This is a genomic window from Listeria farberi (assembly GCF_014229245.1).
Taxonomy (GTDB): Bacteria; Bacillota; Bacilli; order Lactobacillales; family Listeriaceae; genus Listeria; species Listeria farberi.
Map to the genome: position 1 here is coordinate 118,241 of NZ_JAARZJ010000010.1, position 14,931 is coordinate 133,171.

Annotated in this window: 14 protein-coding genes; 11 read left to right on the forward strand and 3 right to left on the reverse strand. The window is 37.1% G+C overall.

Annotated elements, in window-relative coordinates:
• The first annotated feature begins 10 nt into the window (after positions 1-10).
• From HCB45_RS10430 to HCB45_RS10460, 7 genes are all read left to right on the forward strand, one after another.
• Positions 11-703 carry an ABC transporter ATP-binding protein gene (locus HCB45_RS10430; RefSeq protein ID WP_185319480.1) on the forward strand — a complete coding sequence of 231 codons (693 nt, stop codon included), beginning with the start codon at positions 11-13 and terminating at the stop codon, positions 701-703.
• Positions 700-1,908, forward strand: coding sequence for an ABC transporter permease (locus HCB45_RS10435; RefSeq protein ID WP_185319479.1), 1,209 nt, complete (start codon positions 700-702; stop codon positions 1,906-1,908). Before HCB45_RS10430 ends, HCB45_RS10435 begins: the two co-directional genes overlap by 4 nt.
• A 687-nt stretch (positions 1,909-2,595) precedes the next feature.
• Positions 2,596-2,904 carry a septation regulator SpoVG gene (spoVG, locus tag HCB45_RS10440; protein WP_070024360.1) on the forward strand — a complete coding sequence of 103 codons (309 nt, stop codon included), beginning with the start codon at positions 2,596-2,598 and terminating at the stop codon, positions 2,902-2,904.
• 117 nt (positions 2,905-3,021) lie between these two features.
• Positions 3,022-3,330: a septation regulator SpoVG gene (gene spoVG, locus HCB45_RS10445; protein WP_003722726.1), complete on the forward strand. Its 309-nt coding sequence runs from the start codon at positions 3,022-3,024 to the stop codon at positions 3,328-3,330.
• A 385-nt stretch (positions 3,331-3,715) separates the two neighbouring features.
• The gene (glmU, locus tag HCB45_RS10450) at positions 3,716-5,089 is read left to right on the forward strand and encodes a bifunctional UDP-N-acetylglucosamine diphosphorylase/glucosamine-1-phosphate N-acetyltransferase GlmU (protein WP_185608000.1); all 1,374 of its coding nucleotides are present in this window, start codon (positions 3,716-3,718) and stop codon (positions 5,087-5,089) included.
• 50 nt (positions 5,090-5,139) lie between these two features.
• Entirely contained in the window at positions 5,140-6,096 is a 957-nt protein-coding gene (locus HCB45_RS10455; RefSeq protein WP_003722728.1) for a ribose-phosphate diphosphokinase, read from the forward strand.
• Between the two features lie 303 nt (positions 6,097-6,399).
• Positions 6,400-6,861: a YehR family lipoprotein gene (locus HCB45_RS10460; protein ID WP_185319477.1), complete on the forward strand. Its 462-nt coding sequence runs from the start codon at positions 6,400-6,402 to the stop codon at positions 6,859-6,861.
• 48 nt (positions 6,862-6,909) lie between these two features.
• Here the strand turns inward: HCB45_RS10460 and HCB45_RS10465 are convergent, their stop codons facing one another.
• The 3 genes from HCB45_RS10465 to HCB45_RS10475 form a co-directional block, all read right to left on the reverse strand.
• Positions 6,910-7,242 carry a putative heavy metal-binding protein gene (locus tag HCB45_RS10465; RefSeq protein ID WP_185319476.1) on the reverse strand — a complete coding sequence of 111 codons (333 nt, stop codon included), beginning with the start codon at positions 7,240-7,242 and terminating at the stop codon, positions 6,910-6,912.
• Positions 7,243-7,308: 66 nt separating this feature from the next.
• A complete protein-coding gene (locus HCB45_RS10470; protein WP_185319475.1) occupies positions 7,309-7,983 on the reverse strand; it encodes a DNA alkylation repair protein in 675 nt (224 codons plus the stop codon).
• A gap of 76 nt (positions 7,984-8,059) precedes the next feature.
• Positions 8,060-9,001: an L-lactate dehydrogenase gene (locus HCB45_RS10475; RefSeq protein ID WP_185319474.1), complete on the reverse strand. Its 942-nt coding sequence runs from the start codon at positions 8,999-9,001 to the stop codon at positions 8,060-8,062.
• Between the two features lie 293 nt (positions 9,002-9,294).
• On the opposite strand from HCB45_RS10475, the gene HCB45_RS10480 reads away from it, so the two are divergent.
• The 4 genes from HCB45_RS10480 to mfd all read left to right on the forward strand — a co-directional run bounded on the left by HCB45_RS10480 (position 9,295) and on the right by mfd (position 14,914).
• Positions 9,295-9,918, forward strand: coding sequence for a 50S ribosomal protein L25/general stress protein Ctc (locus HCB45_RS10480; protein WP_003722740.1), 624 nt, complete (start codon positions 9,295-9,297; stop codon positions 9,916-9,918).
• A gap of 89 nt (positions 9,919-10,007) precedes the next feature.
• On the forward strand, positions 10,008-10,592 hold the full coding sequence (locus tag HCB45_RS10485; protein ID WP_185619803.1) for a GNAT family N-acetyltransferase: 585 nt from the start codon (positions 10,008-10,010) through the stop codon (positions 10,590-10,592).
• 106 nt (positions 10,593-10,698) lie between these two features.
• Positions 10,699-11,253 (forward strand): aminoacyl-tRNA hydrolase, encoded by a 555-nt coding sequence (gene pth / locus HCB45_RS10490; protein ID WP_185319472.1) that lies wholly within the window; start codon positions 10,699-10,701, stop codon positions 11,251-11,253.
• A gap of 121 nt (positions 11,254-11,374) precedes the next feature.
• Positions 11,375-14,914, forward strand: coding sequence for a transcription-repair coupling factor (gene mfd / locus HCB45_RS10495; RefSeq protein WP_185619805.1), 3,540 nt, complete (start codon positions 11,375-11,377; stop codon positions 14,912-14,914).
• Positions 14,915-14,931: the final 17 nt, after the last annotated feature.

Below are 14,931 nucleotides of genomic sequence, written 5' to 3' on the forward strand. Positions count from 1 at the left end.
AGGGATAAACATGCCAAAACCGCTAATTGACATGAAAAATTTAACGAAAACATATACACTAGGCGGAGAAACATTTAAAGCGTTAGATAACGTTACTTTTACTGTTGAAAAAGGTGAATTTTTATCCATCGTTGGCCCGTCTGGATCCGGTAAATCAACTTTAATGAATATGATTGGTTGTTTGGATGTTCCTGATGAAGGCAGTTATCACCTTGATAATGTAGATGTGTTTAAATTAAGTGACAACAAATTATCCGAAATTAGAAATAAGAAAATCGGTTTCATTTTCCAACAGTTTAACTTACTTCCTAAATTATCTGCTTTTGAGAATGTAGAATTACCTTTAATTTATGCGGGATTAAGTGTTTCGGCGCGTGAAAAAGCTGCAATCGAATGCTTAGAAAAAGTAGGTTTACTAGAGAAACGTAGAAACCTGCCAACCCAACTATCTGGTGGGCAACAACAACGTGTAGCTATTGCACGTGCGCTTGCTGGCAATCCGCAAATCCTTTTAGCAGATGAGCCAACAGGAGCTCTTGATTCTAAAACAGGAAAAGAAGTAATGAGTATTTTACAGGAATTGAACCGAGCAGGAAATACCATCGTTATGATTACTCATGATGCGACTATCGCTTCTTATGGAACAAGAAGTATTCGTATTCAAGATGGTAAGCTATTTCACGAGGAGGCGACAAAAGCATGAACGTTCTCCAAAGTATGAAAATGGCGTGGAAACAATTAAAAGCAAGTAAACTTAGGTCGTTTTTAACGATGTTGGGTATCATTATTGGGGTCGCGTCAGTTATTCTTTTAGTATCACTAGGCAATGGTGTAACGAAAGAAGTAGATGACCAAATGGGTGATTTAGGCTCCAACCTAATTACAGTAGTTAATAGTTCAGTGAATCCAAATGATAAATATACCTATGATGAAGTAATGAAATATCAAAATATTGATGGTGTAAAAAGCGTCTCTCCAGAATTATCTGGACAAGTCAATGCGACATTTGATTATAAAAGTTCAAGCAATAAAGTCATTGGAACAAATGACCAGTATAAAGCGGCTCGTAGCTTAGAAATGAAGGATGGGCGCTTTCTATTACCTATTGATACAGAATATGGTCAGAAAGTGGCTGTAATAGGCTCTACGGTAGCCAGTGATCTTTTTGGTTTTGGTAATCCTATCGGTGAAACAATTAGGTTGAACGGTATGCCTTATAAAATAGTAGGTGTTCTTAAAGAAAAAGGCGCTTCTATGATGGGATCAAGTGACGATCAAATCTTTATCCCGATTTCTTCAGCTCAGCGATTGCTAAAAGATACAAATGTACGTACTATCTATGTAGAAACAAAATCTGCTAGTGATGTTGATTTCGTAGTCAATACACTAGAATCGCGTCTTGCAATTAAGTTTGGTGATGAAAAAGAACAAGAAGAAAATGCTTCTTCTGCTCAAATGGGGCCATCATATCAAGTCATTAATCAGCAAGAAATTCTCAATGCATTTAATACCATTAGTACTACCCTAACTACTGCGCTTGGAGCAATTGCTGCTATTTCGCTTGTAGTAGGTGGGATTGGGATTATGAATATTATGCTTGTTTCTGTTAGCGAAAGAACCAGAGAAATAGGCATAAGAAAAGCATTAGGAGCTAAAAAGCGAGCAATACTGCTACAATTTCTAATAGAATCCATTGTAATTAGTGTTTGCGGCGGGATTATTGGAATTATTATCGGTGTTTCAGGCGCGTTGCTATTTGGCTCAGTTGCGGGCATATCATCAGGAATTACGGCCGGAACCATTATATTCTCGTTTGTATTCTCTTTATGCATCGGCGTAATATTTGGTATTGCCCCTGCGAACAAAGCATCTAAATTAAGACCAATTGATGCTTTAAGATCAGAGTAAAGAAAAAAGGAATCCGGAATAAAGTATTTCGGATTCCTTTTTTTAATTTAAAATTATTGCTTTAAGTTGTCTTGTCATCTATATTTAATCTTTTTGTCACAATTAAGCGTTTTCAAAATGAGAATTCGATGTATTTTTTACTTGAAAAAAGAAATAAATACTCAAAACATGCATGAGAATAGGGTTTTCGGGGTATACACTATTTATTGACTTATTCAGATAAAATGAGTAGATATATATATAAATGTAAATATATGAGCTCAGAAAAATCATAAATTCTCTGTAAATTGTATACAATTATTTTTGGCAAAACATAATTTTAACACCATTTTACTAGCATTCTTGCTTATGAAATAGTATGATGATTACATCGTGTTACTGTTCTAGCAATGGTTTTGGGGTTTTTATTATGCATGTGATAAAAATTGTATACAAAACAAAAACTAGAAGAAACAATCTGAAAATGTCAATGGTTTTTAAAGAAAAACTATTTTTTTTAGTTTACAATTCACAAAGTTGTCAAATTTAGTTTTTTTTATTATTATGTTCATAGGGAAGAATTTTACGTTAATATTGCTTGCTCATAAAAGTGATTTTTTCTATGGGGGAATTTTTCTCGAGTGTGTACTTATGTTGCATGTGAGCATTGTTTACTAGCAGCGCAACTAGATTAAGGTGGTGAAGATAATGGAGATTACAGATGTGAGATTACGACGTGTTGAGACAGATGGGAGAATGAAAGCTATTTCTTCAATTACGATTGATGGTGAGTTTGTTATTCACGACATTCGTGTCATCGATGGCAACGAGGGTTTATTCGTAGCTATGCCTAGTAAACGTACGCCGGATGGTGAGTTTAGAGATATTGCTCATCCAATTAACTCAGGCACCCGTGCAAAAATTCAAGAAGCCGTTTTAGCTGCTTATGAAGTAGCTGACGAGCCAGCAGTAAACGAAGAAAGCTCTACAGACGAAAGTGTTGTAGAAGAAAACTAAAAAATCCTCGGATAGGGAGAACGTTGTTGGGAACAGCTGGGGGATAAATACCTAAGATTTAGCTGGGATAAGCAGATTCTTTTTGAAAGAGGCAAATGGGATAAGGAGTGACTAATAATGCAAGTAACAGATGTGAGATTACGTCGTGTAGAAACTGATGGAAGAATGAGAGCGATTGCTTCAATCACTTTAGATGAGGAATTTGTAGTTCATGATATTCGCGTTATTGATGGGAATAACGGATTATTCGTAGCTATGCCAAGTAAACGTGGTGTTGATGGTGAATTCCGTGACATCGCTCACCCAATTAATTCTGACACTCGTGCAAAAATTCAAGAAGTAGTTTTAGCTGAATATGAGCGCGTTGGTGAAGAAGAAGCTACTGCAGTTACAGAAGAAGAATCTGAATCCGTTTCTGCTGAATAATTAAAAATTTTCAGGGGCTAGCCTTAGTGCTAGCCCTTTTTGTGTAGAATAACTATGAAAAAAATCATAAATAGCCTTGGTCTTCTATTTTGGCTATGGTATAATTAAAAGCAGATTGTGAAACGAGGAGGAGATTTTAAGTGATGTTGCAAAAACAAATGTATTCAAGCAAATATTTTTGTAGCACAAATGTAAAATCCTCTTTTAATAAGCAAATAAATAACCACACTGTATCTTTCGGAATTTTCAAACAAATAAAACTTTAACTTTCCTCTTTACCTAAAAATGTAGGTAGGGGTTTTTATTTGGGCGGATTCTTGAAAAAAAGCAAATTTTACGTTATCATTCATAGTGGATGAATAGTGAATATTGGAGGTTCTATATAATGTCAAAACGATATGCTGTAGTGCTTGCTGCTGGCCAAGGCACACGGATGAAATCAAAATTATACAAAGTATTACATCCTGTTTGTGGAAAACCAATGGTCGAACATGTAGTAGATCAAATTTCGACACTTGATGTTGATAAAGTCGTTACAATAGTAGGTCATGGTGCTGAAAAAGTACAAGAGCATTTAGCTGGTAAGAGTGAGTTCGTAAAACAAGATGAACAGCTGGGAACTGCACATGCGGTACTTCAAGCAAAATCAGAACTTGCGGGAAAAGAAGGCGTGACATTAGTTGTTTGTGGTGATACACCTTTAATCGAGGCTAGCACAATGGAAGCTTTATTAAAATACCACCATGAAAAAAGAGCAAAAGCAACTATTCTTACAACGGTTATTGAAGACCCTACAGGCTACGGACGTATTATCCGCGACGACCTTGGTATTGTAGAGAAAATCGTTGAACATAAAGATGCAACAGAAAAAGAACAACGCATTTCAGAAATTAACACTGGTACATATTGTTTTGATAATAAAGCTCTTTTTGAAGCTTTAGAAAATGTCTCTAATGACAATGTGCAAGGGGAGTATTACTTACCAGATGTTATTAAAATTTTAAAAGATGCTGATGAAGTTGTTGCGGCATATAAAATGGAATCCTTCGAAGAGTCACTTGGAGTAAATGATCGAATTGCTTTAGCAGAAGCTTCCAAATTAATGCAACGTCGAATCAATGAGAATCATATGCGTAATGGGGTGACGCTTGTTAATCCTGAAAGTACGTATATTGATATAGATGTAAAAATAGGTCAAGATACAGTTATTGAACCCGGGGTAATGCTTCGTGGAAATACTGTGATCGGTGATGATTGCGTGGTAACGAGTGGTTCTGAAATCGTAAGTAGCGTTATTGGTGAACGGGTGCACGTCAGAAATTCCTCGATTTTTGAGAGTAAAGTAGGTGATGACGTCCAAATCGGACCATACGCTCACTTAAGACCAGAATCTGATATTCATAACCAAGTGAAAATTGGGAATTACGTCGAAACTAAAAAAGCGGTTGTTGGCGAAGGAACTAAATTACCTCATTTCATTTATATGGGAGATGCGGAAATTGGTAAAAACGTCAATGTCGGTTGCGGAAGTATTGCTGTTAATTATGATGGCAAAAATAAAGCGAAAACTATCATTGGGGATAATGTCTTTGTCGGCTGTAATTCAAACTTGATTGCGCCTGTCAAAGTGGGAGACCGCGCTTTTATAGCGGCTGGCTCAACAATTACCAAAGATGTTCCTGAAGATGCGCTAGGTATCGCTCGCGCAAAACAAGATAATAAACTTGGTTACGCGAAACATTTGAATCACGGTAAATAATTTCCAATTGGAAAATTTAAAATTTTAATAAAAAATAGTGGAGGCTGATTATGTCAAACGAGTATTTTGATCCAAAGTTGAAGATTTTCTCGCTAAATTCTAATCGTGAACTAGCTGAAGAGATTGCGAAAGAAGTAGGTATTGAATTAGGAAAATCAAGCGTTACTCATTTTAGTGATGGAGAAATCCAAATTAACATTGAAGAAAGTATCCGTGGTTGTCATGTATATGTTATTCAATCAACGAGTAATCCTGTAAACCAGAATTTAATGGAACTTTTGATCATGATTGATGCGTTGAAACGCGCTTCCGCAGCAACAATTAATATTGTTATGCCTTATTATGGTTACGCTCGTCAAGACCGTAAAGCAAGAAGTCGTGAGCCAATTACGGCTAAATTAGTAGCAAACTTAATCGAAACCGCTGGTGCAACTAGAATGATTACACTTGATATGCACGCGCCGCAAATCCAAGGTTTCTTTGATATTCCGATTGACCACTTAAATGCTGTTCGTCTTCTAAGTGACTATTTTAGTGAACGTCATTTAGGTGATGATTTAGTAGTAGTTTCACCTGACCACGGGGGGGTTACCCGTGCTCGTAAGATGGCTGACCGGTTGAAAGCGCCGATTGCTATCATTGATAAACGTCGACCGCGTCCAAACGTAGCTGAAGTAATGAACATTGTTGGTAACGTTGAAGGGAAAGTCTGCATTATCATTGATGACATTATTGATACCGCTGGAACAATCACACTTGCTGCAAAAGCATTACGTGAAGCTGGTGCAACGAAAGTATATGCATGTTGTTCTCATCCGGTTCTTTCTGGGCCAGCGATGAAACGCATTGAAGAATCGCCAATCGAAAAATTAGTTGTTACAAACTCCATCGCTCTACCAGAAGAAAAATGGATTGATAAAATGGAACAACTTTCTGTAGCGGCTCTTCTTGGTGAAGCAATTGTTCGTGTTCACGAAAATGCTTCTGTAAGTTCTTTATTCGAATAAAGTTTAAATCTAAAAAGGATTTTTCTATGATAGTTATAGAGAAATCCTTTTTTATAATTGTAGATGGGATGAAATGTTGGAATATATACTTTTTATATAAATCTCCCCCGCTAATAATATAAAAGCATGATAAAGTTGAGTTGAGATAAAAGCCTTAAGAGAGCGGGATTAGAGTGTTTTTTAGCTTAGAAATGATGGATTGCATACAGGGATTTTGACTGTTAAAGTTCACGAAATGTCTATTGTAATGGTTCGGTTTGTTAGGTACTCTTGTATAGAAAAAACCAAATAGGAGGAACATCTGTGAAAATGCTAAAAAAGGGTACAGCAGTATTGTTTGTAATGATTATGGCAGTTATGTTAGTCGCATGTGGGGACAAAGAAGAAACGAAAACTTACACAATTTCTCAAAATGGTGTAGATTCGAAATTAACTTACACTTATAAGGGAGACAAAGTTACTAAACAAACAGCTGAAAATACAATGTTATATACTTCGCTAGGCGTTACTTCAAAAGAAGACGCTGAAAAAGTGCTTAAGGCAACAAGTGAGAAGTTTCAAGGTATTGAAGGTTTGAAAGAAAGCATTGAATATAAAGATGATAAAGCAATTGAAACCTTAGAAGTTGATTACACGAAAATATCTTCTGAAGATATAAAGAAAATACCAGGTATGGCATCAAGTGGGGATGCATCTAAAGGAATTAGTATGAAAGAGTCTGAAAAAATGCTGAAATCTCAAGGTTTTAAAGAAGTTGAAAAATAAGCTAGAGGTAAAAAAGAAGTATCCGACTAATCGGATACTTCTTTTTGCTTAATAATCTTGCGCTTCAATAACAACAGCTGTTCCGGAAGCAGTAACCATTAACATACCATTATCGGCACCGAGCACTTCGTAATCAATGTCCACGCCTATTACCGCGTTCGCTCCAATGTCTTTAGCTCGGGCTTCCATTTCTTTAATAGCTTCTTCGCGTGCGTTGATAAGTTCATCTTCATAACCTTGTGAACGACCGCCGAAGAAATTTCTAAGCCCGGCTCCAATATCTTTCATAAAATTAACACCAGTAATGACTTCGCCGAACACGATTTTTTTATACTCGATAATTTGTTTGCCTTCAATGTTTTGTGAGGTGGTTACAATCATGATTTATCCCTCCAGTTTTCTTTTATAATACCTTATAGTACTTTTTCTAGTCAAAAAAATGCTAGTTTAATTTGTGCGATTTCTCGCTTTTTCTATATAAGGAATCGCATCTGGGACTTTGCATGATGTTTTCCCTAGATTTACGTGGACTTTTCCAACTGATTTGGCAGCTTCTATTGCTTTTTCATACAAATCATCTTTGTAAATTCCACAAGTGATGATAAAGCCGTTCATTGAATAGCGAGTTCTATTTGATTCAGTCTGTAGTGTTTCTTTTGCGCGTTGAAGTAATTCCTCTGCTTCAGGTAAATTGTTAATATGATTGCTATATATCTGCCACCCCATGGATTTTGTTAAATCATAATCACTTTCAATCCACTTCTTAGCGAAAAGGAGCGCGTCGTTGCGTTTGGTCACAAGCGATGAAAGTCCGGAAGTTAACATAGTCCAAGTTTCTCGAAAAGCAATATTCCACTTTTCGATTTGTTCGGTAGTTACTTTGTTTGGGTCAATCGCAAGTAAGCCGAGATAAATTAAGTCACTATTATTTGATTCAATTAGTTCCACTGCGAGATCGTGATTTTTATTTAATTTTTCGCGACGGATTATTTTCTTTAAGTCACCAATTTTTAAACCGTAAAGTTCTAATGTTTCCGGGCAGCCGTGGTTTCGGAAAATTTTAATGGTGTTTTGGTTTTCTAAGGCTTGCAGTTCAGTGTTTAATTGGTTAAAAGTAATCATGTGCGCCCTCCTCTCGAATAAATTAAGTATAACAAAAAAAGCATGCAAAGTCGCATGCTTTTAAGGTTTAAGAATATTAGTCGATTTGTTTCATTGCGTCGTCTAGAACTTTTTTAAGTGTATCTGCTGAATTTTTCATTTGTTCTTTTTCTTTATCGTTTAAGTTCATTTCAACAATGTGACGGACGCCTTGACGGTTAACGACTGCTGGTGCGCCGATATAAATGTCATTCATACCATAGTGGCCATCTAAATAAACAGAAAGTGGTAAAATCGCATTTTCGTTATTTAGAATTGCTTTGGTAATACGAGCAAGGGCGGCAGCGACACCGTAAAATGTAGCGCCTTTTTTATTAATGATTTCATAAGCTGCATCACGAACGCTTACGAAAATAGTATCCATAGCACCTTGTTCGTCTTCACTAATCCATTCGGCAATTGGAAGCCCCCCAACTGTTGTATGACTCCATGCAGGGAATTCTGTGTCACCGTGTTCGCCAAGGATATAGCCATGGACGTTACGAGCATCCACTTTTAAGTAATCTGCAATGGACATACGGAAACGTGCTGTATCAAGGCTTGTTCCTGAACCGATAACACGTTCTTTCGGAAGGCCTGAGAATTTCCATGTAGCATAAGTCAGGATGTCTACTGGGTTAGAAGCGATTAAGAAGATACCATCAAATCCGCTAGCCATAACTTCATCCACTATGCCTTTCATGATTTTAATATTGCGGTTTACTAGGTCTAAACGAGTTTCACCAGGTTTTTGTGCGGTTCCGGCAGTGACGACAACTAAGTCCGCATCATGGCAGTCGCTATAATTTGCTGAGTATATTTTCTTCGGTGTGGAAAATGGAACAGCGTGACTTAAATCCATTGCATCCCCAATTGTTCTGTCTTTATCTATGTCAATAATGCCGAATTCTTGTCCGATACTTAAGTTTACACAAGCAAATGCATAACTAGAGCCAACTGCTCCGTCGCCAACTAAAATAATTTTTTGATGATCTTTCATTTCGAATTCCTCCTATAAAAAATCTATTTACTAGTACAGTATAACATGAATTTTTCATTTGTGAAGCATTGAACGTCCTAAATTTAAAAAAGTTGTTATAATGAATTCGTGAAAACGCTATAGTACAGTTTGAAAGCGTCTGCATTACGTGAGGTTCGCTATTTTCTGTTTACCTTTTATTGAGAATTATAAACCTTACAAACCAAAACAAGGCTATTCCTTTGTTTTGCTATTTTTCTAAAGGGTAGATATAATATAGATGTACCAAAATTGAATGAGTGGAGTGATTTTTTATGGCAACAACATTAGAGGTCCAGAAAAGAGAAACAACGCAACATTCAGAAGTAACGAGATTGCGTAGTGAAGGAAAAGTACCTGGAATTATTTATGGTTACAAATCGGAAAATGTTCCAGTTTCCGTTGATTCTTTGGAATTAATCAAAGCAGTTCGTGATAATGGTCGTAACGCCGTATTTTCAGTTACTGTGGACGGCAAGAAATTAAATGTTTTATTACATGAATATCAAGTAGATCCGTTAAAAGATGTATTAGTGCATGTTGATTTACTAGCGGTTGATATGAATGAAGAAGTTGAGACAGATGTTCGTGTGGTATTAGTTGGTGATGCTCCAGGTGTTAAAGCTGGCGGCGTACTTCAACAAATTATCCATGACGTAAAAGTTTCGGCAACACCAGAAAAATTACCAGAAACAATTGAGTTAGACATTTCTTCATTAGAAATCGGTGATGTTTTAACAACGAACGACCTTCCGGAAAACAAAGATTATGTTGTGCAAGCTGAAGAAGAAGAAACAGTAGTAACTGTATCTGCTCCTCGTGCTGAAGAAGAACCAACGACTACGGAAGCGCCTGAACCAGAAGCTGTACATGGTAAAGATGAAGAACCTGTTGAATAATTTCTAATAAATAAGGATGGAAGATTCGCATTTGTTTGCGATATCTTCCATTTTTTTTGTTATAATAGTTTCGAGAAGGAGGCGTTTATATGCTTGATAAGTCAGTACCACATATTTCTGTTGTTATGGTTAATCATGATGCTACAAATTATCCGGAATTTTGTTTGCCGGCAGGATATTCTTTTTGCTTTTATAAAGAGGGGTTAGAAGAAGATTGGTGTAAACTACAAGTTGAAACTGGTCAAGTCCCATCAATGGATAGTATTCGCGCTCGTTTTGAAACGGAATTTGGAAATGAAAAAGAAAAATTAGCCAAGCGTTGTGTCTTTGTAGAGGCGCCAAATGGTGAAATTATTGGAACGGCGATGCTTTGGGACGGAAATACATTCGGCAAAATGGAAAGCCGGATTCACTGGGTTGCAGTGCTTGACTCCCACGGCGGAAAAGGTATCGCAAAAGCCTTATTATCCAAAATTCTCGGCCTGAATAAAAGCAAATTTGTCTATTTAACAACGCAAACAGGTAGCTATCAAGCCATCTATTTATATAAAAAATTTGGTTTTGAAAAATACATTGGAAAAATACCGGAAAATTGGAAAACAGTCAATTTTCAAGAGGAAAACGAAACAGCGTGGCAAATTATCGAAAATAAAATTGCTGAATACCAAGCATAGTTGGAAAACTTTCAACCAAGTGAAATCCATGTTATAATCAAAAAAACATCGAAACAAAAACCAGTTCATTCGTGAAGTGGTTTCGTTCATGTAAGGAGAAGCTTTTATGAAATTAATCGCAGGACTCGGAAACCCGGGTAAAAAATACGAACGTACCCGGCATAATGTCGGTTTTATGGTAGTGGATGAGCTGAGTTTTCGCCATCAAACTCCTTGGAAAAAATCAAAGTTTAACGGTATGGTAAGTGAAATTAATGTTGGCGGCGAGAAAATGATTTTAGTTAAACCGCTGACTTTTATGAATGCTTCTGGCGAGTGTATTCGTCCGTTAATGGATTACTACAATATCCATGTAGAAGACGTTCTAATTGTATATGATGATTTAGATTTACCAGTAGGAAAAATCAGATTGCGTCAAAAAGGCAGTGCAGGCGGTCATAATGGGATGAAGTCGATTATTCAGCACCTCAAAACACAAGAGTTTAATCGTATTCGTGTGGGTGTCAGTCGTCCTTTAAAAGGGGAAGTCATCCATTATGTACTAGGCGATTTTCCAAAAGTAGAACAACCTGATATTATCACGGCAATTCAAAAAAGCGCTGATGCTATTGAAGATTTTGCGCAAACACCATTCATTGAAGTAATGAATAAGTATAATTAATGAATAGATTACTCGAGAGGCGTGGCAATCTTTTGCCACGTATTTCGGTCTTTCTTCTAGCGTTTGATTTAATCTCGCATTGCATAGAATGAATTTTCTGACAAAAAGGAGCTGTTTTCCCTTGAAAGGGTTACAACAATTAATATATGAACAAAAAGATATTCGCGCAGTCTTAAAAGCGCTTGATGAAAAAGAAAAATCACAACTTGTCACAGGTCTTACTGGTTCCTCGCGTGCACTATTTGCAAGCGTAGTAGAAGGTGCCTCTAAGCGGCCAGTTGTGTTTGTGACGCATAATTTGTATCATGCGCAAAAATTATACGATGATTTACTTTCATTAATAGATGTTGACAGATTATTTTTATATCCAGCAGATGAATTAATTTCTTCGGAGCTAAGTATTTCTAGCCCAGAACTTCGCGGACAACGCGTTGAAGCGCTTGATTTTTTGTTATCTGGCAAACCAGGAATTGTTATTGTTCCAGTTGCAGGGCTTAGGAAAATGCTTCCGCCTGTCTCGCTTTGGAGACATTTTAATATTTCTATCGTGGAAGGCGAAGAAATTGATCCAGATGTCTTGCGTCAAAAATTGGTCACAATGGGTTATACAATGAGTGGAATGGTGAATACTCCTGGAGAATTCAGCGTTCGTGGAGGTATCATTGATATCTATCCAATTACAGAAGAATTTCCTATCAGAATAGAGCTTTTTGATACCGAAGTGGATTCTCTTCGTTTCTTTGATGTGGAAACGCAGCGTTCGACAACACGGGTGGAAGAATTTCGTCTGCTTCCTGCGACAGAAATCATTTTAGATCAAAGCTACTATCCTGACATTGTTAGGCGCTTAGAAAAGAAAATGATGCTAACGTTAAATGAACTAACGGAAAACGAAGATAAACAAGTACTTGTTGAAAATTTAGAAGAAGATCTTGAAATGCTTCGTTCTGGTGTAAAACCAGATATGTTCTTTAAATATATTGGCCTTGCTTATCCGGATCCAGCTTCACTTTTTGATTACTTACCAAAAAACACCACTATTTTACTTGATGAATTTGGGCGGATTTTGGAAACTGAAGAAAGTTTGGAACGGGAAGAAGCGGAGTGGCAAACGGAAACATTAAGCCGAATGGAAGCGGTTCGCGACGTTCAAGTGAGTCATTCTTTTAAAAAATTACTAGATGAAAACCATTCACCGAAAATATACTTAACTCTTTTCCAAAAACAAATGGCAAGTATGCGTGTGTCAAAAACGACCAATATTGTTTATAAACAAATGCAGCAATTTCACGGCCAAATGAATGTTTTAAAAACAGAAATAGAAAGCTGGCACAAAAATAATTATGCAGTAGTAATTTTAGCGCCAAATTTAGAACGTGCCGAAAAAATGCAACAAACTTTAGCTGACTACAATATGGAAAGTGCGATTTTGAATAAAGAATCTGACGTACCGAAATACGGTATGGTTCAATTCGTCATCGGAACCTTCCAAAATGGTTTTGAACTTCCGCTTGCAAAAGTAGCAATTATTAGTGAGACTGAACTTTTTAATAAAAAAATCAAAAAGGTAAAAAAACGACAAAAGCTTTCTAATGCAGAGCGAATTCAAAGTTATTCAGAGCTAAAAGTTGGCGACTATGTGGTTCATGTTAATCATGGTATCGCTCGCTATGTCGGGATGGAAACGCTAGATATTAATGGTGTGCATAAAGATTATTTGTTACTTGTTTATCAAGGAGAGGACAAACTTTTTATCCCAGTTGACCAACTTGATTTAGTTCAAAAATATGTTGGTGCAGAAGGAAAGTCTCCAAGGCTAAATAAACTTGGGGGCGCTGAATGGAAGCGTGTTAAGAAAAAAGTACAGGCTTCCGTTCAAGATATTGCCGATGATCTAATCAAATTATATGCCGAACGAGAGGCTGAAAAAGGCTATGCGTTTAGTGCAGATGACGAAATGCAGCGCGAATTTGAAGAAGCCTTCCCGTATCAAGAAACCGATGATCAATTGCGCTCAATTTCAGAAATCAAAAAAGACATGGAACGTCCGCGACCAATGGATCGACTTCTGGTTGGAGATGTTGGCTACGGAAAAACCGAAGTGGCTTTAAGAGCTGCCTTCAAAGCAATCATGGACGGCAAACAAGTTGCTTTCTTAGTCCCAACAACTATTTTGGCGCAACAACATTATGAAACAATGAAAGAGCGATTCCAAGGTTTCCCAATTGAAATTGGACTTTTAAGCCGTTTTCGTACGAAAAAACAACAAACAGAGACATTAAAAGGCATGAAAAATGGCACAGTTGATATTGTTGTCGGAACACACCGCTTATTATCAAAAGATGTTGTATATCAAGATTTAGGCTTACTTGTAGTCGACGAGGAACAACGATTCGGTGTAACGCATAAAGAAAAAATCAAACAAATGCGATCTAAAATAGACGTACTAACGCTTACAGCAACTCCAATTCCACGAACACTTCACATGTCTATGCTTGGTGTTCGTGACTTGTCTGTTATTGAAACACCTCCAGCGAACCGTTTCCCAGTTCAAACATATGTAGCAGAGCAAAATAATGTTTTAGTTCGTGAGGCAATTGAACGTGAGTTGGCGAGGGATGGACAAGTTTATTATCTGTATAACCGTGTCGAATCAATTACGCAAAAAGCTGACGAAATTTCTGCGATGGTCCCAGATGCGCGTGTTGCAATTGCTCATGGTCAAATGGGTGAATCGGAATTAGAGTCGGTTATTTTAAGTTTCCTTGAAGGGGAATTCGATGTACTCGTCACAACAACTATTATTGAAACTGGAGTAGATATCCCGAACGTTAACACCTTGTTTGTGCAAGATGCTGACCGTATGGGGCTATCACAACTGTATCAATTGCGCGGACGGGTAGGGCGTTGGAACAGAATTGCGTATGCTTACTTTATGTATCAAAAAGATAAAATTTTGCGTGAGGAAGCTGAAAAACGCTTATCAGCTATTAAGGAATTTACCGAGTTAGGGTCTGGATTTAAGATAGCGATGCGCGATTTATCTATTCGTGGTGCCGGAAATATCCTTGGAGCGCAACAACACGGCTTTATTGACTCAGTCGGCTTCGACCTTTATTCACAAATGCTAAAAGAAGCCATTGAAGCGAAAAAACCGAAAGAAGAGCAAAAACAAATCGTTCCAGTTGAAATCGACATTCAAGCAGATGCCTACATTCCAGAATATTATATTACTGACGGTCGCCAAAAAATCGAGATGTACAAACGTTTTCGTAATATTGAATCGCTAGCAGACCTAGAAGACTTGCAAAGTGATATGATTGACCGCTTTGGCGAGTATCCAGAAGAAGTGGAGTATTTATTTACAATGACCGAACTCAAAGTACATGCACTTGAAGTTGGAATTGAGTCAGTTAAACAAGAACAAAATAAAATTACGATGCTATTTTCAGAAAGCGGTACAGCTGCGATTCGCGGTGATATAGTCATGCAAATCATCGGTGAATTTGGTCGTATGGTTGGAGTGGGTATGGAAGGCACGCAGTTGAAAATTACTGTAAATGTCCAAAATAAACCTTTAAAAGAATGGCTATACCAAGTGAAAAGTCTAGCTGAAAAACTTCGCGGAGCAATGAAAGAGCAATTATCCACTGAAAATTAAAACGTTATTAAGAAGGA

Coding starts and splice junctions, on each gene's coding strand:
- HCB45_RS10455 (WP_003722728.1), top strand. CDS start 5,140: ATGTCAAACGAGTATTTTGATCCAAAGTTGAAGATTTTCTCGCTAAAT.
- glmU (WP_185608000.1), top strand. CDS start 3,716: ATGTCAAAACGATATGCTGTAGTGCTTGCTGCTGGCCAAGGCACACGG.
- HCB45_RS10485 (WP_185619803.1), top strand. CDS start 10,008: ATGCTTGATAAGTCAGTACCACATATTTCTGTTGTTATGGTTAATCAT.
- HCB45_RS10470 (WP_185319475.1), bottom strand. CDS start 7,983: ATGATTACTTTTAACCAATTAAACACTGAACTGCAAGCCTTAGAAAAC.
- HCB45_RS10465 (WP_185319476.1), bottom strand. CDS start 7,242: ATGATTGTAACCACCTCACAAAACATTGAAGGCAAACAAATTATCGAG.
- spoVG (WP_003722726.1), top strand. CDS start 3,022: ATGCAAGTAACAGATGTGAGATTACGTCGTGTAGAAACTGATGGAAGA.
- HCB45_RS10435 (WP_185319479.1), top strand. CDS start 700: ATGAACGTTCTCCAAAGTATGAAAATGGCGTGGAAACAATTAAAAGCA.
- HCB45_RS10475 (WP_185319474.1), bottom strand. CDS start 9,001: ATGAAAGATCATCAAAAAATTATTTTAGTTGGCGACGGAGCAGTTGGC.
- HCB45_RS10430 (WP_185319480.1), top strand. CDS start 11: ATGCCAAAACCGCTAATTGACATGAAAAATTTAACGAAAACATATACA.
- spoVG (WP_070024360.1), top strand. CDS start 2,596: ATGGAGATTACAGATGTGAGATTACGACGTGTTGAGACAGATGGGAGA.
- pth (WP_185319472.1), top strand. CDS start 10,699: ATGAAATTAATCGCAGGACTCGGAAACCCGGGTAAAAAATACGAACGT.
- HCB45_RS10480 (WP_003722740.1), top strand. CDS start 9,295: ATGGCAACAACATTAGAGGTCCAGAAAAGAGAAACAACGCAACATTCA.